Below are 21,589 nucleotides of genomic sequence, written 5' to 3' on the forward strand. Positions count from 1 at the left end.
AATGCTGCAACCCGTTTTCATTTTAAGAAGCACCTGTTAAAGGTGCTTTTGTTTTTTAAGATATTCTGCCCATAAAGCATAAGCTTTCGGGTTAATATGAATACCATCATCAGTATAGTCCTTATTTAGCACGCCTTTTGCGTCCAAAAAGATGTCATGTATATTTACATAGGTCGATTTAGAGGTTTTTGCAATTTGAAAAAGTGCAGCATTATATCTTTTGATCGTATCTGCTTTTTGTTTATAACGTTCAGTTTTTAATAAATCATCATTCATAGGTAGAACACTTTGGATGTAGATTTTAGTAGCCGGACTTCCCGTTAAAATCCTTTTAACAATTTTCTGATAATTTGATAAGATGGTATCAACCGGAATTCCTCTGGCAATATCATTTACGCCAATCAGCAGAAATACTTTCTCGGGTTTATATTTTACAATCTGGTCTAATCGGGCTAATATGCCAAAGGTATTATCCCCGCCAATTCCTCTGTTTTGTATGATTTTTCCAGGAAATAATTCGCTCCACATTCCTCGTTCTGTAATGCTGTTTCCTAGAAATACGATTCCCTTTTGTGTTGCTGGCAGGTTTTCAAACAGGTTCATCCTTCCGTCATAGTAAGGGTTTTTGTAACCTGTATTCAGAGGCGCCTTGATTCCTAATGCTGCATTTTGTTTAGCAATTTTTTGATGCAATGCCGAGAGTCTGGTTTTTTGCTCTGGATTAAGGATGTTACTGTATTGCTGGCCCCCGGTCTTATATGCTTCTGCGTAAGCAGCTTTTTTCTGTTCCTCAGACAAAGATGGATTGTTTCTTGCTTCCCTGAGTTTAGTATCTGTATTGATTTTTACATCTAAAAGGCTCTTTTGCTGCTCTTTAGTTGTGCCTAAGGCGTCTAGTGTTTCTTGCGAATAATAATTTAGAGAAACCTTATTTTGGGCACTGCCAGTAAATCCAATAAATAAGGCTAAGATAATGTATATGTATTTCATAAAAATTAAAGTATCCCCCAGATATGATCTGGGGGCATTGGTGTTGTTATTGATTATTTATTTTCACTTTTTAACTTAGCAATATAAGCATTCAAGTTTTGTTTCTGCTCTTTGGTAAGTACCTCAAAATATCTTGTGCCTCCAGCCTTATAAATGTCAGCATATGCAGCCTTTTTTTGTTCTTCATTTAAAGTTGCGTCATTTTTTACTGCCCTGATTTTCGTTTCATTTTCTACTCTGATCACAGCAATTTTGTCTTTTTGTTCCTGTGTGGCGCCTATAGCGTCTAGTGTTTCAAGAGAATAGTAGCTGAATTTAATTTTAGTCTGGGCATTTCCAAGCATGCAAACTGAAAGTAATAGAATTGTGAATAGTGTTTTCATAATTTTTGTTTTTTGGTTAGTGTTAAATTGATTTATGATGTGTGTTTATTTTACGGGGTGTATTTAAAAAGGTTGATGCCGGAATTGTAATATAGATGCCCATTATCATCTGTCGCAAGAGAGAAGCCTGCTCCTTTATTCAGGACGGTTTTTGCTTTGGTTTTTACATTTAATTCAAACAGTTCGCCATAGCCTACACCAAAAATTCTCCCGGAGGGATGTATGGTTAAGTATGCATTTTTCCATACATGGTTTGCTTTTCTGGTTTCAGGGACCTCGAAAAGTTCATGTTTACTGATGACTTTCTTTGTTGATGGATTAAAAATAAATAAGGTTCCATCTGCTATTCCCCAAATGTTTCCATCAGGTCCTTTCATTACACATGTTATAGCTTTTGCATCAGAAACAGGGACAATTTCAAAAGTTTTAGTTTTTTTTATTGGATCCCAGCCAAATAGTTTTGCTTCTGTTGCAATGGGTTTTATACCAAGGCCTCCCCAGATAGAAGTTCCTCCTATAATATCTTTACCCGTATAGGTCAAACTAACAATTGAATGATCCTCGATCAGGTTTATGTATGGGGTTAGCTTATCGGTACTGGAATCGTATTCAATTAAAGCACCACCATTTTTTCCATAGCCAGGAACTGTACCGAAATACATTTTGCCCAATGTTGGAATGCTTAGATTTCCGAATGGACGATCCTGTCCTGCTACGTTCCCAATTAATTTAGGGTTACCATCGGCCATCGACCATGCTTTTTTTGTATCAAAGCGATAAATTTTTGCACCACCATAAATTCCAAAAAAGATCTGGTCATTTTGATAGCTGATGCTCTCTGCCTGGGGAAGGCCCAGATAGTTCTCGGTTTTGCCTGTTTTAGGATCGTAGGCTCCATTACTTCCAATTGGGTAACCACTTGTCCATATTCTACCATCGCCACCTTTAGAGGTTGTCTGGATGTGAATAGGCAGTGGAGGAACTTCGAGGTTAATTACATTTGCTTTTTTTGTGGCGACATTTAGCTTTACAAACTTCATATCTGATGTCAGCAAGTTTAATTCTTCATCGGATGCCCAATATCTGGCTAGAGAGCTTTTGTAATTTCCTGCCAATACAGGCGTAGCTCCTGTCTTTGTAATTTCATAGGACCACAATGATGATGCTGTACTGAAATAAATCTTTTGATCAGCTGAAGATTTAGTTGCTGTTCTAGCACCAGCATTCTTTATCGGGTTTTCATACTGAGCCGTTTTAAGATTATAAACCAACGTTTTTCCTGTCATACTGGCTAACAGTCGATCCCCATCATTCAATCCTGAAATGATACTAAGTGTAGATACAAATCCCGTAAGTCCACGATCTTCAACAGGTAATATTTCTTTTTTCTGACCAGTCCTGACATCAAGTTCTATTAAACCAGTATGAGAACCTATACCAGCATAAATTTTATCATTTTCAGCATAGTATGCTAAGCCACGTACATAATTTTCTGAAGGAATCAAAGGGCCATTCCCTACATCTTTAAAACCATCACTCGGATGGTAACGCATTACTCTGCATCCTGGATAAGTTGCGATAAAAACTTCCCCATTTTTGCCAGCTACGATATCCCAGGTATATGATTCCGTAGCCAATGTTTTTCCCAGTGATGTTGCTTTGTTTGTTCCTGGCTCATGTTTATAAATTATCCCTTGATTTGAAGCAATATATAAAATGCCGTCAGTTGATCCGGTTATGGCCCAAGAGCCTGTCACACCAGGTAAATTCAGGTTGGTTTCTAATTTTCCTGTTTTCTGGTCGTAACCCAACAGCTTTGAGGGAGTCCCCGTTTGGACCGTATAAAGCCATACTTTACCTGATTTATCATTCATAAAAGTACTTCCGTTAAGGGAGGACTGAAAAAGCTGGGGGCCTAAATTTATTGGATTAACAGAGGCTTGTTTTGAGGCTTCCTGTGAATGTGTTTTGGTTGCTATGCAAATAAGTACAATGACAAATTTGATAGCCGATTTAAACGTTTTAGTCATTTTATATATTATTTAAGCCATTTGTTTAAAAATTTGATTCCTTGTTCCGGCATAGATTCATGCCCCCCTTCATGGAGTACCAGATCTATTTTATCTGGAATATTAAGCTTGATATAATCCGTTTTTGATTTGTTGTATTCTTCCAGCATTTTCGGCCAATTGGAAATGTTGTCTTTCTTACCATGCTGTATCTGTATAGGTCTTGGACAGAGCATAGATATGGCGTCATAATCTGTAAACTCTGTTAGCCATCCTGTAAAAAAAGCATTTTCTTCTTTAAGCAATGCGAAGCTGCTATAGGATTTTGGGTCGTTGACGGCCATTTTTTCCAGACGATGATTAAACCACCCGGCAATTATTCCGGTTTTAATTCTTGGTTCAAGAGGCATCCAGAACATAGTAGCCATACCACCATAGGATAGTCCCCACATACCAACACGCTCTTTATCAATTCCCGGTTCTTCAAGAATTACATCAAGCAAATTTTGCATTCTTGAAAATTCTATTCCTGGCAGACTGATATCCGCCAGACGTGATAAGCGTTCAATATTATTACGTTTTTCTATACTTCTTAAGTTGAAGAGAGCAATAACGGCATAACCTGCTTTAACAAGTTCTGTAGCATAAGCATGATAGTTTGGGCCATTTTCGAAGGTAGTTTCCGGGTAGCTACCATTACCATGTTGTACGATAATAAGCGGTACTGGTTTGTTTTTTTTTGCTCCTTTTGGTAAAGCAAAGATAGCTTCAGCGGATATACCACCTAATGGTAACTCCACCCATTCTGCATCAAGATCACCAAGTTTATAGGGCTTTCTTATTAATGGCCCAGTTTTCCGTAAAACCGGTGGTTTCAATACTTTATTTCTCCATCTCTCTCTATTTGGGTCTACACTTCTTTCAAAAGCATATTGGCTACTATAGTCCTTATTCCATGCTTTGGCAGAACGTTCAGTATATTCGTTGATCAGGTAGTTTCTTAGATAAGATTCTAGTTTCTTTTCGTAATTATTCTGACGTAATAATTCGTCATCTTTGCTTATATAACGTGTGTAGTCCTGAGCAAACAGAGCTGACGCAATTAATACGAAACATAAAGTGAGGTGGTATTTTATAGATTCGGGTTTCATTGTTTAATATGGTGTGTTTTATGGTTGTGGTTCAATACTGTTTTTTAGCTCTCCGTCAAATTTAATAGTACCGTTTGCAAGGGTTTGTTTTAATTTCAAGCTGAGGTTGTTATGCCGGTTAAATTTAAGTTCCCATTTTGTGCCAGCCTGGTCTGTTAATACTACAATATCTTCATCAGGGGCTTTGACTAACCTGGTGTCTATCATATTGGCAGGCTTGCTAGAGGCTGCCTGAAGGACGTGTAGAAACCTTGTTTCTTGAATAGGGCCGGGCGGACTAACTTCTATCCTCCATTTTCCGGTCAGTTTTTGTTCTTTATCCCAATTGCTACCTCCAGGTAATTCCCAGTTGCGGCCTGAGGCTTCAAATTCTTTTCCCGGGCCACCAATGACATTGGTATTTGCTTTTTCTGGTAATAAAGTGCGAATAAATAAATGCCCGTCATGTTCGGCATACCAGGTTTTTGAATCTATTTGCAGTGGTTTATTTTGAAAATGAAGGATAAACTCTTTGGTTTGATCTTCTTTAACAGAAGCTACACGGTCATAAATAACAAAAAGGTCAGGCTTAAGGTATACAAACTGACGGGTAACTTCTTTAGACTTTATTGCAGAATAGGCTTTTGTAGCATCACCTGCGGCATAAATAAAATCTTTTGTGCTTTGTAAGGCAATTGCCCTAGTATTGGTGTTGTTGTTTTGTCCGCCATGATTATAATAAATTTTACCATCAGGCTTATAGCTCCATGCTTTCCAGAAATGTGGCATTTCTTCTTTAGGCTCATGGATAAGTATGGTATTATGTGCCACGCTCTGAGGCGCAAAATTGTGATGATGATCGGTTTCAGTTCTGCTTCCTGCATCAAGAGCCAGGAAATTGTTTTTGTAAATAATAAAACTTAATTCGTCGTAATGTTGGTGGTTGGCATATTTGGAACCAAATCTAAAACTTGCATAGGTGTCTTGTTCGGTTTTCCCTGATCTCATGAGTAAAACACCAAAGCTTTTGTTATAGAAATAACGGTTTCCTATAATTGGTTCAGCTTTTATTGTATTGAATTTTTCCGGGTTAAAATTGCTAAGCAGAAAGGGTAAAAATGGGAAAAGTTGTTTATTGATGATTCTTTTTTCTTTGGCGAGCCTGGATTGAAGTTCATAACATATCTTCATTTTTTCTGGTTGCTTCTTGCTGTAGAAATGGATGGTTTGTGCAAGGTGCGTATACATTTCATCCACAAACATGCTATTATTGCGGTGCTCAACATCCCCAATGCCATGAAATATCATTTTGTTGTTTTTGGTCACTTTAATCGCAGCCCAGTCAAACCAGTTTCCAAAATCCAGCATCTGTGTCCAACGTCCGGTAATATCTTCATTGAATGCAGATTGCCAGGTATGAAGAAAGTTGAAAGTAGTATAGGGATAATTGATAAAAGAATAAGTAGGAGTGATGGTAGACAAAAGCCCTGATCCTGCAGAGATATTATCGCGCCAGTCCATCATATCTACAAACAGACCGGCTCCACGTCGTAACATTTTTTCAGCCAGTACATCATCAATATCATCGCCATATGCGGCTAAACCTGCAAACCATTCTAAAGCACCTTCTCCGTAGTTGCCGTCTTTATGATTTCCAAGGGTTCTTCTAAACTTGAATCCGCCACTGGGTTGTGCCAGTTTTATATAGTTTAAGATTGGTAAGAGTATTTCTTTGCGTTCTGTTTCACTAAGATCATTATACAGCCAATCATATGCGGTTAAAGCATTGATTCTTGTATTCCCTGTTAAATCCACCCATATTTCATTGTCGGCACTCCAGGAAAAAATATAGTTAGCAAGCTTTAAATAACTTTTAGATTTTTCTAAGTATTCAGGTTTTCTGGTTATAAGGAAAGCTAATGCTGCCTGGACAGCTTCATCTCCTCCACTATAAGTAAAGGCATTCCTTGCTTGCAAGCTGGCTTTTATAGGTTTTAATTTGCTGTCAGAACCATAGTTTGTAAACAACTCTGTTTTTAAGGTTACCGGCGCTTCTGCCGGTAACCCATCAACATATTTACAGAGCGCTTCGAATTCTGTTTTTAAATCTGTTTTAACACGTTGTTTTAAAATGTTTAATGATGTTTTATTCAGAAACATCCTTGGATGACTTTTGCTAATCCTGTTAATCCACTGGCCGTTACTGAGCAACTGTGTTTTGTCCTGGCCTGTCGTAAATAAACTTACAGACAGGAGCAGGAGGGTTCCTAAAATATATTTTAAAACAAATGTTCTGTTTATCTCCATAATGGATGTTGGATTAACATTTTGTTCAATTCTAATTCATAAGTAGGTGTAGGATAAACCACATGTCTACTGGACGCATTTCTAAAAGTTAAGCTTTTCCAGCTTTCCGTAGGTAGTAAATCATTATTCATCAAGGCAAGCGTTTCTTTCATTGTCTCTACAAACATTCCCCAACGAATCAGATCCGGTCTGCGTAATGCTTCGAAGCATAGTTCTCTTGATCTTTCATCTACTATGGCTTTAAAGAAATCGAATTTTCCCATCCCAGGTGGAATATCATGAGTAGTATTGCCAGAATCATTATTCAATAAATAACCAAAGGCTCTTCTTCTTACCTTATTTATAGCATCATAAGCCTGAGTTGTTGGTCCTGATTTTACTTCGTTTTCTGCTTCTGCATACATCAATAAGACATCAGCGTAGCGTAAAAGTGGAAAATTGATCGGAGTTTGTTGAGATGCTTTGGGCAGTACAATCTCGTACTGTCTTCTATACTTAGCTGGATATCGGTTGTACTGATTCTCGGGAGCTGGGTCGATCGGATATGGGATTTCATCGCCTGCTGCATTGTAGTAGAAATTAGTAATGCTCCAGTCCTTTCTCAGATCTTCCTTTTCATAAGTTCTATAAAGTTTTCCTGTCACAAGGATACGGCCAAATCCATAACCTACAGTATTGTTGCCGGTGTTGCGAATTCCAATCCATGAACCTACATAGCCTGATTCTTGGTTGGCATCGGTATTATTGCCAAAAAACTCTACTTCCCAGATGCTTTCCTTGTAGTCGTACTTGTCAGCCGCATAATTAATGAAGATATTACGAAAATCTGGATTTAAAGTATGTCCTGCTTCTGTATCATCTATTACTTTTTTTGCCCAGTAGGATGCTCTTTCAAATTTGCTGATATCTTTAACAGGTTCTCCTGCCATATTTAAACAGACTCTCGCTAATATTCCGCGTACGGCGGATTTACTTACCCTGCCACCAAATCCTATTTTCTGAATAGGATCAACCAGTTCTTCGGCTTTTTCCATATCTTCTATGATCTGATTATATACCTCTTTTTCAGTACTCTTAGGGATGTCAATGTCATCCGGACTGGTTGTTGGTGTGAGTACCAAAGGCACACCGCCGAAATTTTGAACTAACAAAAAGTAATAATATCCTCTTAGAAATAAGGTTTCTCCACGAACACGATCTCTGAAAGTTTGGGGAATTTCAGTATTGCGATCTATAGCTTGTAGAAATGCATTTGCCCGGGTAACACCAATGTAGAGGTACCGCCAAAAATCTCTGATTTCAGGGTCGTTCGCTGTATAGTTATGTATTGAAGGTCCGTTAAGTTGAGCAGAAGAGTTGTAAAAGCCCTCGTCGGCTTCAAAGTTATGCCTGGTATGTAATTGTGCACCATATAATTTCGTAGAGCCTAACATATCGTAAACTCCTGCCAATCCAAAATTTAAATGTTCTTCGTCTGTGTAATAGGTTGTTGGCGAGAAAAAATCTGTAGGTTCTGTATCTAAGAACTTTTTACACGAACTTGCAGTAGTTAAAACAAGTAAGGTTAGAAAAAAATATATAAATCTCATTATCTAAAAGTTATGGTTGATTAAAATGTGGCATTGATTCCGAAAACAAAACTTCTGGTATGGGGGTAGGCGGAATAGTCTAATCCCGGTGTTAATACAGAATTTCTTACTGCAACCTCAGGATCAAAACCGGTATAATCAGTTAAGGTAAAAAGGTTTTGTGCGGATAGATTTACCCTTAATTTACTTAATGATAGGTTTTTAATAATGTTGGTAGGTAAATTATATCCTAAGGATACCGTTTTTAACCTTAAGTATGAGCCATCTTCAAGTACACGGGTAGAGTTCCGACCAACAGGCCCAGCACCCGAAGTTCTGAAATAGGTGTTGTTTTGATTTTCTGGTGTCCACCTGTTGCTATAAGAAGCAAATTGGTTAAGGTCAAACACGTTTATACCATTCCCTTCAAATATTAAGCGGTTAGCATTGTAAATAGTATTTCCATAATTCCATTGCAAAAATACATTCAAATCGAAATTTTTGTAATTGAAATTATTGTTAAAGCCACCTGAGTGAATTGGAAGTGATCTACCCATAAGACCTTTATCTAGGTCATTTACGGTTCCATCACCATTCACATCTTTGTATTTGATGTCGCCAGGCTTAACATTGGCTCTTCCACTACCGTTATCAGCAATTTCATCCTTAAGTACATATACCCCTGGAGAGGTTTCCTTGAAATCAGCATATTGATAATTGCCTAACCATTGATAACCATAGAACATACCTGCCGGCATTCCGACCTTAGAAAGGTATAATGACTCAGTGTAAGAGAAGTGGAAACCATTGTTCTTGAACATTTCATTTTGGTTTCTTGTTAAGGCTAGTATTTTGTTCCTATTGAAACTGATATTAAAACTACTTTCCCATGAGAAGTTTCTGGTTTTGATATTCTTTGTGTTTATGCTGATTTCTAATCCATCGTTTTGTAGTTTTCCTATGTTTTCAAATACGTTAGGATAACCTGTTGCATATGGTTTTTCAGCATTAAGTAACATGTCTACTGTAGTACGTCTATAAACGTCTACAACCAGTTCAATCCGGTTTTTAAAAAAACCTAAATCTACGCCAATATCAGCCTGATGAACTGATTCCCATTTCAGTTGGTCATTACCCATTTCCGAAATAACAACGCCCTTTGTTGGTGTGCTGGCATTAAATGAATAAGCACTTATGGGTGGAAAACCTAGCTTTGGAAGGTAGGCAAAATCAGTCACACGGTTATTACCGGTTACACCATAACTTGTTCTCAGCTTCGCGTTTGAAATGATTTTTATTTTTTTCATGAACTCTTCTTCACTAATATTCCAAGCTAATGCACCTGAAGGGAAGTAACCCCATTTGTTTCCAGGCGGGAATTTTGAGGATCCATCCATTCGAAAAGTTGCGGTTAAATAATATTTAGAGTTATAACTATAGTTGGCTCGGCCAAAAAATGAAGCCATAGTATAGTTTGTACTGCCGGAAAAATTTTCAAGAGGTACGCCTTCATCTAATCCAGACATACCCAGGTTTTCATTTGGAATATTCTTTACACTCAATCCGTAGTTTTTAGATTTGGATTTTTGAGAAGAGAAACCTAATAATCCATTCGCCTTATGCACCTTTTTAAAGGTTCTGGTATATGTTAAGGTGTTTTCATTGGACCACATTTCTGTATTATAATTCATAACAGTAGCCTGTACACCATTTTGATTTTGAGGTATCTTTAAACCACGTGGTGTTTTGCTACTAAAGAAACTCTCTACGTCTCTATTCACTGTACTTGTATTCCCCGTGACCCTAAGTACCAGATAAGGGTCAATGTTATAGCTTAAAAATGAATTTGCATTAAGGGATCTTATTCCAGAAACTAGGTAAGTATTTTTCGCTTGCTTAACTGGGTTAACACGAACTTCATTAGGATTATTGGGATCTGTTTGATCATCTAGGTCGTCTCTTGTCAAATCTATGTCCTCCCTTCCTGAGATTGGACGGTAACCAAATGCAGGATAAAATATAGAGTTAGAATTGGTTGATGCCCCTCCAGCTAATGTAGCAGCTTGAGCACCATAGGTTTCTGTGGAAGCATAGTTTGCCGTTACGCCTACTCTCAGTTTATTACTCAGGCTGTGATCTAATGAAATTCTTGCTTGTTTCCTTTTAGATCCTGTATTTATAATGATGCCCTTTTGGTTGAAAATGGAACCTGATAATGAATATCTGGTGTCTGCATTGCCACCTCTGATAGCCATATCGTACATTTGTGTTGGACTGTTTTGAAAAAGGCGGTCTTGCCAATTAATTCCTTCGACACCACTGTAGGATTCTACATTTCTATTGTTGGTAAAGTATCTGATGTTTGCAACTCCAGGGTTAAATTCAGCCTGATATTTTACAAACTCGTAGGGATCCATAACATCAATTTTCTTTCTGATTTTCTGAAAACCGAAACTACTGTTAAAGCTAAATTTAGGTTTACCAATCAGACCTCTCTTAGTTTCAATGATAATGACGCCATTTGCCGCTCTTGAGCCATAAAGGGCTGCTGAGGATGCATCTTTTAGTATGTTGAATGTTGCTATTTCATTAGTGTTTATACTGGCCGGGTCAAAATCCTCAACAGGGTAGCCATCAATAACATAAAGTGGAGAGGGATCTTGTGATAGAGAACCTGGACCTCTGATTATTATACTTTGTACAACACCTGGTTGTCCGTCGCTTGAAGAGACATGTAAACCAGCCACACGGCCTGCTAGGGCTTGTCCAAAAGTTGTTACAGGAGCTTTGCTAAGGTCCTCAAGGTTCACTTGTCCAACTGATCCGGTTAAATCTTTTTTATTTACCGTTCCATAGGCAATAACAACTGTTTCTTCTAGAGATTGGGCTTGTTGCTTAAGACTGATGTTGATCTGTTTCCTATCAGCCACTTTAGATTCTACAGTAATATATCCGATTGAGCTGAATACGAGTGTAGCCTCTTTATTAGGAACGGTTATGCTATAATTACCTCGAACATCAGATGATGTACCCCCCGAAGCATTTTTTATACGGATAGACACCCCAGGTATAGGAAGGCTATTCTCGTCAGTTATTTTACCGTTTATTGCAATTGTCTGTTGGGTGACAGGATTTGATGATAATGGTTTTCTGCTAACAACTATTGTTTTATTATTTATGACATAGTTAAATGGTTGATTGCTGAAACAAACATTCAGGGCTTCTTTCAACGAAACATTTTTCAAATCCGCATGAATAGGCCAAGCTTCTTTCAGTAATTCAGAACTCAAAAGGAAGTTATACCCTGTTTGAGCTTCTATCAATTTTATGACCTCCTGAAGGCTGGCATTCTTTTTATTGAAAGTTACCTTTTGCGCGTATGTTTCAGCAGAAACCTGCATTACAGTAGTAATCAAAATCAGGACTATTAGTCTCATGATGAGGAAATATTTTTTTATGCAAGCATCATTGCAATAATGCAGTGCGGTATAAATTTTATACATTTAAACTTTGGTTTTTTTGGTTTGTACAGATCGATTCATAAAGACCATTATACTGCTCCTGGTATCTCTAGTACCAGGAGTTTTTTATGGCAATAACTTAATATTAGAGGTTAATTATTTACGGTTACGTCAACGGATTTGATTATATTTGAAAATGTTCCGTCAGGGTTCTTCTGCTTTACAACAAAATATGCTTTATATATGCCTGATTTTGAGTATACCTGGTTATAAGAAATTAGTTTGCTTGCTCCAGGTGACTTGATAGGCAGTGGGATATCACCACCTGTTTCAACCTGTGATGGGTGGATTGCTTTGCTAACTACCCAATGTTCCGAACCTGCAGGTGCACTTTTATTACCAAGTAAATAGAAACGATCTGCACCCCAGTAATAAGTGCCTTTTGTAGTTAGATTGCCTTGAATTTCTACAAAACCTGAATTAGTCTGATTGCTGAGTTCAACGCTTTGGTCAGCAGTAATCTTGTTTTTCAAACTTAGCCCCCTTACATACCAATAGTATGCTAAATGGACAGGTGGGGTAGCATTACTGAAGCTGTTTATGTATTTAAATGCAAAGTATATAGGCTTCCCGGGAACTACATATGCTGATAAATCCAAATCTCCTGTAGCTTTCCAGTTATTGGCAACTGTTGTAATTGGGAAATCAATGGAATGCCAGGTTGAGTTAGTTAGATCGGAATAGATAGGTGTACTACTTGGATTATAATCGTTGGATACCAGAAATTGGAAGTTTCTCACAATGGGTAAGACATTCACTAGTGTATTGAATGATATCACAGGATTAAATACGTCAACAATTCTGCTGTCTTTGTATTCATATTGACGATAAATTTCACCCGAAAAGAAGTTGATTGACTCTGCGTCTCCGGTAAAGGTAAATTTTACTTGTTCTCCTGTTTGGTAAGTGGTTTTGCTAATTTTTACATTAAAAGGTTCAAAATTGCCAGCAACCTCTTCTTTTGGTGTCGGCATTGCCAAGGAAATAAATTCAATTTCTTTATTGCAGGAGGTGGTGGATAAAGCTACTCCTGATAAAAATAATGTCAAGATTCTTCTCATACGCGGTTAGTATAATGGTTAGGGTTTAGTTAATTAGAGCGCGCTATTAAGTCGTTACTATGATTTTTTTTCTCTTTGTCTTGTCGTCTGTTTGGATTTTAAAATGAACAATTCCGGTTAATTCCATATTCTTTAGTAATTCTGATAAATCGTCTGAACGGGAAACTTTACCATAAAACTTCTTATCTTGAATCTCTCCTGCGTATTCAATATCTACATCGTACCATCGTTGAACTTGCTCCATAATGCTTTTCAGCTCCTTGTTATGAAAAACAAAGTAGCCATTTTTCCAACCTGTAACAGATTCTAGGTCTGCCTGTTCTATTTTGAACTTTCCATCAGTTTGTGTTGATCCCGATTCACCTGGTTTCAGAATTACTGATTCAGTTTTATTTTTCAGTTGTACAGAGCCTTCAACTAAGGTTGTATTTACATCATTATAAGCTTCTACGTTGAAATGTGTACCTAACACCTTTATTTCTGTTCCTTTCACAGAAATGCTGAAGGGACTATTTTTATTTTTAGCAACCTCGAAATATGCTTCACCAGATAGTATCACTTTGCGTGTATTTCCTCTAAATGCTACAGGGAAACTTAATGATGATTCGGAGTTTAGCCATACTTTTGTTCCATCAGGTAATACAATTTGATATTCGCCTCCTCTGGGTATCGTAATTAAGTTTTGTTCAACAGCATAATTTTGAAATACTCCACTCGTATTGTATACCAGCTTCCCGTTTGACTCTTTGGAGATTACTGACTGCCCCTGATTGGTTAGTACACCATTAGTAGCATTGTCAAGAATGAGTTGAGAGCCATCACCAAGTGTCAGTATAGCTTTATTGCTGCCAGGATTCATCTTTGAATGTGAGGCAAATACTTTCTCTTGTTTATTTGTTTTAGGTGAAGTCAAGAATATGTAGGCACCAATAGATAAAATACCAATAAGTGCTGCGGCAGCTGTGAAAGGATGTTTATACCAACTTAGCTTATGAGACTTAGTATTATCAATACTTTTCTTAAGCTGTTGATAAATGCGTTCATTTCTCTCTTTGTCTTGAGGACTATCATGAATTTCAAGAAAATGAAAGTTTAAAGAATAATTATCCTGGAATGTGTCCAGAAGCTTTTGCTCTTCAGTTGTGCAAATACCTTTTAGGTATTTTTCATAAAGCAAAATATATTCTTCTTTCGTCATGGCTAAATTTTATTTAATAAGTTTGGGAGCATTTTGTTGTGCTATAAGAGTAGTGCTATTTTTAATCGGCTACACACATACTTTTTTAAAAAAACTATGTTAGTGAAATTACTTAGGTTATTGTAAATAGATCAGAATTGATTTTGTGTTTAATAGACCTATTTAAACCCTCTTATATTTCTTTTAATCATTTTAAAATGTAATTTAGGCTCAAATCGTTTCAGAATGATCACAGATGAAAACCTTTGGCTAAAGATTAAAAATGATGACGAAAAATCATTTGCTATCCTTTTTTCGCGTTATTCATCTATAATATTCAATAATGTTTATTCCTACCTGCAAGATAGAGAGGTCTGTGAACAAATTGTTCATGATGTATTTTTATCACTCTGGAAAAACCGGAAAACGCTGATTATAAAATCATTTAAAGCTTATACAATTTCTGCAAGCAGATATATAGTGTATAAGCATATTGTGGCCAACCGAAAATCAAATCTCAGTTACGAAGAAGATCTGTCTGTATATTCCGGCCCTTCTGCCGAAAATACAGGATACTATAATTTAGCTTATACAGATCTTGAGCAGGAATTGCATCAGCATCTTGATAAACTTCCCAAAAGATGCAGAGAGATTTTTTTAATGAGCCGGAAGAATTTATTAAACAATGAGGAAATTGCACTACAATTAGGGATTTCTAAACGGGCTGTAGAAAATCAAATTACCTATGCTTTAAAGTATCTCCGCGGCTCCTTAAAAGACATTTCTGTCTTGTTGATTTTAATCGGGTTATAGATTATAACTCCATAGATTTATCCCTCTTTGAAAATACAGTTCTCCATTTGTTCCCAAAGATAAACAAGCCCCTCCTCCACTTGAAATGGTAGTTTTGGCTTTTGTTGTAGGATCCAGTTCAAATAATTCCCCATATGCCAGTCCAAATATTCTTCCAGTAGGGTGCATTACCATAGAGGCATTTCTCCAAACGGTGGTATTTTTTGTGGCCTGACTAACTTGAAACAAATCATGAGTAGAGTCTATCAAGCCGGTAAGCGGATCAAAGATAAAAAGTGTGCCATCAGCCATACCCCAGATTTTGCCATTTGGTCCTAGCATCAATGCTGTTACTGCTTTAGCTCCGGTTACTGGTGTGATTTCAAATGTCTTGGTTTTGGTGACAGGATCCCATCCAAATAGCTTCGCTTGTGTTTGAGTGGGCTGAATACCTAATCCTCCCCAGACAGATGTTCCTCCTATAAGTGTACTGTCCGCATAATTCAGGCTGACTATAGATTGATCCAGCACAATGCTGGCATAACTGATGATTTTGTCATCACTGGAATTATATTCTATTAATGAACCTCCCAAAATACCGTATCCGGGGACAGTGCCAAAGAACATTTTTCCAAGTGCAGGGATACTTACGTTGCCAAATGGCCTATCCTGACCTGTAACACTTCCAATTAATTTAGGGTTAGCGCTTGTCATGGACCATGAGTTATTGCTATTGTAACGATAGATTTTTGCACCGCCATATATGCCAAAAAATACCTGATCTCCTTGAAAACTTATACTCTCTGCTTGTGGTAGTCCGATGTAGTTAACTGTAGTTCCGGTTACAGGATTGTATACTCCATTGCTTCCAATCGGATAGCCACTTGTCCATACTTTCCCATCTGGTCCGGCAGCAGTAGTTTGGATTTGAATAGGTAAAGGAGGAATGTTTAAATTTGTAGATGTAGATTGGCCATTGCTTACATTAACTTTTACAATTTTTAATTCGGGGTTTAACAAAGTTAATTCTTGATTGCCAGACCAATATCTGGCCAGGGAATTCTTAGTACTGCTTACAAGAACTGGAACTGCAGTAGGCTGTGTAATTTCATAGGAAAATAAACTTGATGCTGTGCTATAGTATATTTTCTGGTTAATTGGTGATTTAACGGCAGTGTTTGCTATTGCAGTAGGAATATTTTTTTCAAATAGGCCTGTTTGAATATTATAAACCAAAGTTTTATTGTTACTTGGTGTTCCAGTTATAGAGGCCAATAAGCGGTCACCACCTGTTAAGCCTGTAATTACTTTTAAATAATAAACAAAACCTGTGAGACCCTTATCTTGTGTTGGAAGCATTTCTCGCTTTTGTCCGGTTCTTGGGTTTAACTCGATCAAGCCAGTATGTGAACCGACTCCTGCATAGACCATATCTGTTGGTTCATGGTATTCTACACTTCTTACGTAATTCTCTCCGGTTATTAATGCCCCTGACCCTACATCTGTGAACCCTTTATTTGGATGGTAACGATACACTCTGCATCCCGGATAGGTTCCTATAAAGATTTCTCCATTTTTACCTGTAGCAAGATCCCATAAATAAGTTTCTGTGGCTGCAGGTTTTCCAATAGTAGTTACAGTTTGAGTTGTCTGGTTATAACGGAGCAGAATTCCCTGATTACTCGCAATATATACACTATTGTCTGTCGCGACTGTCATTGACCATGAACCAGTAATGCCGGTTAAGGGGATGTTTATTGCAAGGTTAGCTGTCGTTTCGTTGTAGCCAATCAGTCTTGCAGGAGATCCGGTTTGAATGGTATAAAACCAAGAGTTGTTGGCGCTGTCTTTTGCATGAGTACTTCCATTGATGGAGGACTCAAATACTTGTGGGCCTAAATTAACCAGACCTGTTAAAGTTTGATTAGCTGCCAGAGATGTAGTTACAGGTTTATTAAGTATTTCTTTTTCAAGTGCCGTACAATGTATGTTTAATACAGCAACACATAAGTAACTGAAGTGTTTTAGGGTCTTGTGCATAGGGTTTAATTTGGTTAAGTGATTAGTACATAGTAGTATGTGCTAATTTCTACTTGCCACGCACATATACTTGTGAAAAAATCTTCAATACGCGCTCAAAACTTTGGAGCAAAAAAAAATCCTCGTTACCTGACGATAACGAGGATAATCATCCCTATTGTTTTGTTAAAATTCATAAATGAACGCTAACGTGAATACTTAGGCAATTAATAGGCCGTTTTTAAAAAGATTTCTCTTTATAAGATAATCGACTGTTAAACAGCATTATATGAGAAGGGTCTTTTTTTATTTGCTGATACGATTGGGTAAGTAAATGCTCATTGCGGGGAAAATTGAGGTTGTCAAGACTCAATTTTCCCCAATTTATCCGAATAAAATAGAAAAGACATCTTCTATTTTTCTTACAGCAGTTAATTCAATTTTATATTTTTCAGTAACTAAGCCTTTCATATTATAGTTCGAGATGAAAATACGTTCAAAACCTAGTTTTTCGGCTTCAGAAATTCGCTGTTCTATTTTATTCACTGCTCTTATTTCCCCTGATAATCCAACTTCGGCCGCAAAACATATTTTCGATGAGATTGAAATTTCCTCATGTGAAGAAATAATAGCGACCATAACGGCCAGATCAATTGCTGGATCTTCTACTTTAATACCTCCTGCAATATTTAGAAATACATCTCGTGTACTCAATCTGAATCCACATCTTTTTTCCAATACAGCAAGCAACATGTTCATCCGTCTGGTATCAAAGCCATTTGAAGAGCGTTGAGGTGTTCCGTAGGCAGCGGTGCTAACCAAGGCCTGTGTTTCTATTAACATTGGTCTGGCGCCCTCTAAAGTGGCTGAGATAGCAATCCCACTCAGCTCTTCCTCACGTTGTGAAAGTAAGATTTCTGATGGATTTGAAACTTGCCTTAATCCGGTACTGTGCATTGCGTAGATACCCAATTCTGCTGCAGCTCCAAATCTGTTTTTAATAGAGCGTAATATTCTATACACATGATGTCTATCGCCTTCAAATTGTAAAACAGTATCCACCATGTGCTCTAATATCTTTGGGCCAGCAATGGTACCATCCTTTGTGATGTGGCCAATTAGAAAAACAGGTGTATCCGTTTCTTTTGCAAAACGTAATAATTCTGCTGTGCATTCTCGTACTTGTGAGACACTTCCAGGAGTAGATTCAATGTGTGCTGAATATAATGTTTGTATTGAGTCTACAATAATGATATCTGGCTCTAACGCTTCTATTTGCTTGAATATATTTTGGGTAGAGGTTTCTGTAAGAATATAACAATCGGCTGTTGGCTGATCTGTTATTCGCTCAGCACGCATTTTAATTTGCTGCTCACTTTCTTCACCAGATATATATAGAATCTTTTTACCTGAAACGTTTAATGCAAGTTGTAACATGAGAGTAGATTTCCCAATTCCGGGCTCTCCACCTATTAAAATTACCGAACCTGGTACAAGTCCACCGCCCAGAACACGGTCTAACTCAATATCGCCGGTTAGTATACGTTCTTCAGTAATAGATAGGATTTGATCTACTTTATTAGGTTTGCTTACTCTTTTGCTTTCTGAACTGGTTTGCCAGCTAGGAACCTTACTGGTAGATTTTTCAATTACTTCTTCAACAAAAGTATTCCACGCATTACATGAGGGGCATTTACCCAGCCATTTTGCGGATTCATATCCACAACTCTGACAAAAATATGCTGATTTCGTTTTAGCCAAATCGATTTAACTTTTAAGGTTAGAATTGAACTGTCTTACAGAAGAGGTTCGTGCCAAGGTGACGGGACGTTCCGTAAGGACAGACGAATTTAGACTAAAATTCAGAAATATGCAGAAGATAAAAAACGAGTAAAAAAAAACAGGCCTGATTTCATTAAAGAATTCAGGCCCGTTTAAACAAAAATGTATTGTTATTATAATTTGATCTCTTCGTCCTTTGAAGAAATAAAATGGAATTCAGTGAGGTGATAAGATGGCACAGCCTTAACCTTTATACGCTGCCCAAATTTAAAGAACCATTTCCACTGTAAAGAAATCAATCCTTTTTTAATGTATGCTTCAATGTAAGGGTGTACACAAAGCGTAATATTTTTTTCGTTTTGCTCCTGCAAAATATAGGTCAGATTGTTTTCAATGTCATCCATTAAAACAATGCTGGCCTTGATTTCTCCCGTACCATCACAGGTAGGGCATTTCTCGCTGGTTACGATGTTCATCTCCGGTCTCACACGTTGACGGGTAATTTGAACAAGTCCGAATTTACTTGGAGGGAGTATGGTGTGTTTGGCGCGGTCCAACATCATCAGATCTCTTAAGTGATCGAATAATATTTTTCTGTTTGCCGGCTTGTGCATGTCAATAAAATCGACAACTACTATACCACCCATATCACGTAAACGCAGTTGACGAGCAATTTCTTTAGCGGCCTCTTTGTTTACCTGAAGTGCATTCTCTTCCTGATTTTCTTTACTTGCAGTTCTATTACCGCTGTTCACATCAACAACATGTAGGGCCTCAGTATGTTCTACCACAAGGTATGCCCCACCAGCCAGATTTACCGTTTTACCAAAAGCATTTTTAATTTGCTTTTCTATACCGAAATGTTCAAATATAGGCTCCTTATGCTTGTATTGTTTAACGATCTTTTCCATTTCTGGGGATATCTCATGTACATAAGAGCGGATATCTTCAAAAAGACTGTTATCATTTACATACACATTTGTGAAGTCTGTACTTAAAATATCACGGATAAGCGTGGAAGTACGGTCCATCTCACCCCAGACGCGTTTTGAAGGTTCTGCATCAGGTAACTTCTTAATAAAGTTTTCCCATTTTGCTACAGAATCAGTAAGGTCTTTTTGTAATTCTGCAACACCTTTTCCTTCAGAAACTGTTCTAATGATTACACCAAAATTCTTAGGTTTAATACTTTCAATAATCTTTTTTAAACGATTACGTTCAGTATTGCTTTTAATCTTTTTGGATATAGAGATTACATTAGAGAAGGGTACCAATACAATATATCTTCCTGCAATAGAGAGATCAGAACTTAAACGGGGTCCTTTTGTTGAGATAGGTTCTTTAGCGATCTGGACAGGCAATATGAGGTTTTTGTTTACTACCTCTGATATTTTGCCCGCTTTGTTAATGTCCTCTTCTAATTTGAAATTATCTAATAGTGTGCCATTAACAGAGCCGTTACGCTTAATTTTAGTAAGCTTTATTAAAGATTGAACTTGAGGACCAAGATCGAAATAATGCAAAAATGCATCTTTTTCGTAACCAACATCAACGAACGCAGCGTTTAAGCCCGGCATAATTTTTTTTATGCGGCCTAAATAAATGTCGCCAACAGCGTAATTGTTATTGATCTGCTCCTTATGAAGTTCTACAAGTTGTTTGTCTTCAACTAAAGCTATGGTTACTCCCGAAGGAGATGAATCTATAATTAGTTCTTTTACCAAAAGCTACAGATTTTAAAGCATTTCTGCTTTATTAACACATTGGACAATAAAAAAAAACATTGCTACCAACAACTAAGGCTACGAATTATATCCTAGCCTTAGTTGTTGAGCAATTACATTAAGAAAAATTATTTTTTCTTATGTCTGTTTTTTCTTAGACGTTTTTTGCGTTTGTGAGTAGCCATTTTATGTCTTTTTCTTTTTTTACCGCTTGGCATAGTTTTAAATTTTAAATATTTTAAATCTGTTTATTATTTTTTGTTTTGTAATGCACTTACTTTATCATCAATGAATTTTGATAAAGTTGCATTCGCAGCTAATTTCTTGCTTTCTAAATAAGCATTAATTGCTTCATTATTTTTTCCAAGATTCTCATAGGAAGTACCCAGATAGAAGTAAGCTTCTGGAGAAGGCTTGATGGCAATAATGTCATTAAATCTTATGATTGCTTTGTCAAACTGGCCTGATTTCATAGCGAAAGTTCCTAAACTCATATTTGCTTTTAAGTTTTTAGGGTCTTTTTTCACTACATCCATCAGCATTGCTATACCCTGCATAGGCATTCCCATACCATTAACAATGGTTACACCCAAACCGCTTTTAGCGTCTGCACTGGTTGAATCTATTGCCATAGCATGTTTATAGGCCGTATTTGCTTTCTGCAACAATGCAGGTTGCAATAAACTGTCACGGGTATTCTCGAAAGCTTTCATGAACCTTTCACCAGTTAACAACCAGTTGTTCAAGGTAGGCTCTTTATCTGCAATGATTTCCAGATACAAAGCACTTGGAACTGCTTGTTCCAGATCATCCCATTTTTGGGCCAGTAATTTTGCCGCAGAAACTTTTTTGCTCTCTGAGGCCGTTTTAAAGGCATTTTCTAATGAGGTGATCTCTGTAGAAAGGTTAGTGCTTAACATGTTTTTACCTGAAGTAGATACCTCTGTTAAATCAATAACAGCTGTTTCTGCCGGGGCCATTTCGCCGCCTGCAGGAACAGCTGCAGAAGTGTCTTCTTTTGGTTTTACCAAACCTTTAATATCCCTCGTGAACAAAAATGCTACAAGCATCAATATAGCGCCTATTAATACAATTTGTTTGGAACGGATACTTTTTATCATGGCTA

Annotated in this window: 14 protein-coding genes; 1 reads left to right on the plus strand and 13 read right to left on the minus strand. The window is 37.2% G+C overall.

Annotated features, from left to right (window positions below; translation table 11 throughout):
• Nucleotides 1-36 precede the first annotated feature (36 nt).
• From ABDJ41_RS01205 to ABDJ41_RS01245, 9 genes are all read right to left on the minus strand, one after another.
• Nucleotides 37-990 carry a GDSL-type esterase/lipase family protein gene (locus tag ABDJ41_RS01205; protein ID WP_349783906.1) on the minus strand — a complete coding sequence of 318 codons (954 nt, stop codon included), beginning with the start codon at nt 988-990 and terminating at the stop codon, nt 37-39.
• A 53-nt stretch (nt 991-1,043) separates the two neighbouring features.
• Complete coding sequence (locus ABDJ41_RS01210; RefSeq protein WP_349783907.1) at nt 1,044-1,373, minus strand: hypothetical protein; 330 nt, start codon at nt 1,371-1,373, stop codon at nt 1,044-1,046.
• Nucleotides 1,374-1,423: 50 nt separating this feature from the next.
• On the minus strand, nt 1,424-3,403 hold the full coding sequence (locus ABDJ41_RS01215) for a ligand-binding sensor domain-containing protein (RefSeq protein ID WP_349783908.1): 1,980 nt from the start codon (nt 3,401-3,403) through the stop codon (nt 1,424-1,426).
• 8 nt (nt 3,404-3,411) lie between these two features.
• Complete coding sequence (locus tag ABDJ41_RS01220) at nt 3,412-4,533, minus strand: alpha/beta hydrolase family protein (RefSeq protein WP_349783909.1); 1,122 nt, start codon at nt 4,531-4,533, stop codon at nt 3,412-3,414.
• Nucleotides 4,534-4,551: 18 nt separating this feature from the next.
• Nucleotides 4,552-6,819 carry a heparinase II/III domain-containing protein gene (locus ABDJ41_RS01225; protein ID WP_349783910.1) on the minus strand — a complete coding sequence of 756 codons (2,268 nt, stop codon included), beginning with the start codon at nt 6,817-6,819 and terminating at the stop codon, nt 4,552-4,554.
• Nucleotides 6,810-8,408 (minus strand): RagB/SusD family nutrient uptake outer membrane protein, encoded by a 1,599-nt coding sequence (locus ABDJ41_RS01230; protein WP_349783911.1) that lies wholly within the window; start codon nt 8,406-8,408, stop codon nt 6,810-6,812. Before ABDJ41_RS01230 ends, ABDJ41_RS01225 begins: the two co-directional genes overlap by 10 nt.
• A 20-nt stretch (nt 8,409-8,428) precedes the next feature.
• Complete coding sequence (locus ABDJ41_RS01235; RefSeq protein ID WP_349783912.1) at nt 8,429-11,824, minus strand: TonB-dependent receptor; 3,396 nt, start codon at nt 11,822-11,824, stop codon at nt 8,429-8,431.
• A 176-nt stretch (nt 11,825-12,000) separates the two neighbouring features.
• A complete protein-coding gene (locus ABDJ41_RS01240) occupies nt 12,001-12,969 on the minus strand; it encodes a DUF5017 domain-containing protein (RefSeq protein WP_349783913.1) in 969 nt (322 codons plus the stop codon).
• A 46-nt stretch (nt 12,970-13,015) separates the two neighbouring features.
• Nucleotides 13,016-14,167, minus strand: coding sequence for a FecR family protein (locus ABDJ41_RS01245; RefSeq protein ID WP_349783914.1), 1,152 nt, complete (start codon nt 14,165-14,167; stop codon nt 13,016-13,018).
• 225 nt (nt 14,168-14,392) lie between these two features.
• On the opposite strand from ABDJ41_RS01245, the gene ABDJ41_RS01250 reads away from it, so the two are divergent.
• Complete coding sequence (locus ABDJ41_RS01250) at nt 14,393-14,959, plus strand: RNA polymerase sigma factor (RefSeq protein ID WP_349783915.1); 567 nt, start codon at nt 14,393-14,395, stop codon at nt 14,957-14,959.
• On the opposite strand, the gene ABDJ41_RS01255 is transcribed toward ABDJ41_RS01250, so the two are convergent.
• From ABDJ41_RS01255 to ABDJ41_RS01275, 4 genes are all read right to left on the minus strand, one after another.
• Nucleotides 14,954-16,978 carry an NHL repeat-containing protein gene (locus ABDJ41_RS01255; RefSeq protein ID WP_349783916.1) on the minus strand — a complete coding sequence of 675 codons (2,025 nt, stop codon included), beginning with the start codon at nt 16,976-16,978 and terminating at the stop codon, nt 14,954-14,956. The two genes, ABDJ41_RS01250 and ABDJ41_RS01255, sit on opposite strands and share 6 nt — an antisense overlap.
• Nucleotides 16,979-17,341: 363 nt before the next feature.
• Nucleotides 17,342-18,718, minus strand: coding sequence for a DNA repair protein RadA (gene radA, locus ABDJ41_RS01260; protein ID WP_349783917.1), 1,377 nt, complete (start codon nt 18,716-18,718; stop codon nt 17,342-17,344).
• A gap of 194 nt (nt 18,719-18,912) precedes the next feature.
• Nucleotides 18,913-20,463 carry an Rne/Rng family ribonuclease gene (locus ABDJ41_RS01265; RefSeq protein ID WP_349783918.1) on the minus strand — a complete coding sequence of 517 codons (1,551 nt, stop codon included), beginning with the start codon at nt 20,461-20,463 and terminating at the stop codon, nt 18,913-18,915.
• Between the two features lie 251 nt (nt 20,464-20,714).
• A complete protein-coding gene (locus ABDJ41_RS01275; protein WP_349783919.1) occupies nt 20,715-21,584 on the minus strand; it encodes a tetratricopeptide repeat protein in 870 nt (289 codons plus the stop codon).
• Nucleotides 21,585-21,589 lie beyond the last annotated feature (5 nt).

Origin of the sequence: Pedobacter sp. ASV1-7 (assembly GCF_040203335.1) — a bacterium.
Lineage (GTDB): Bacteria > Bacteroidota > Bacteroidia > Sphingobacteriales > Sphingobacteriaceae > Pedobacter.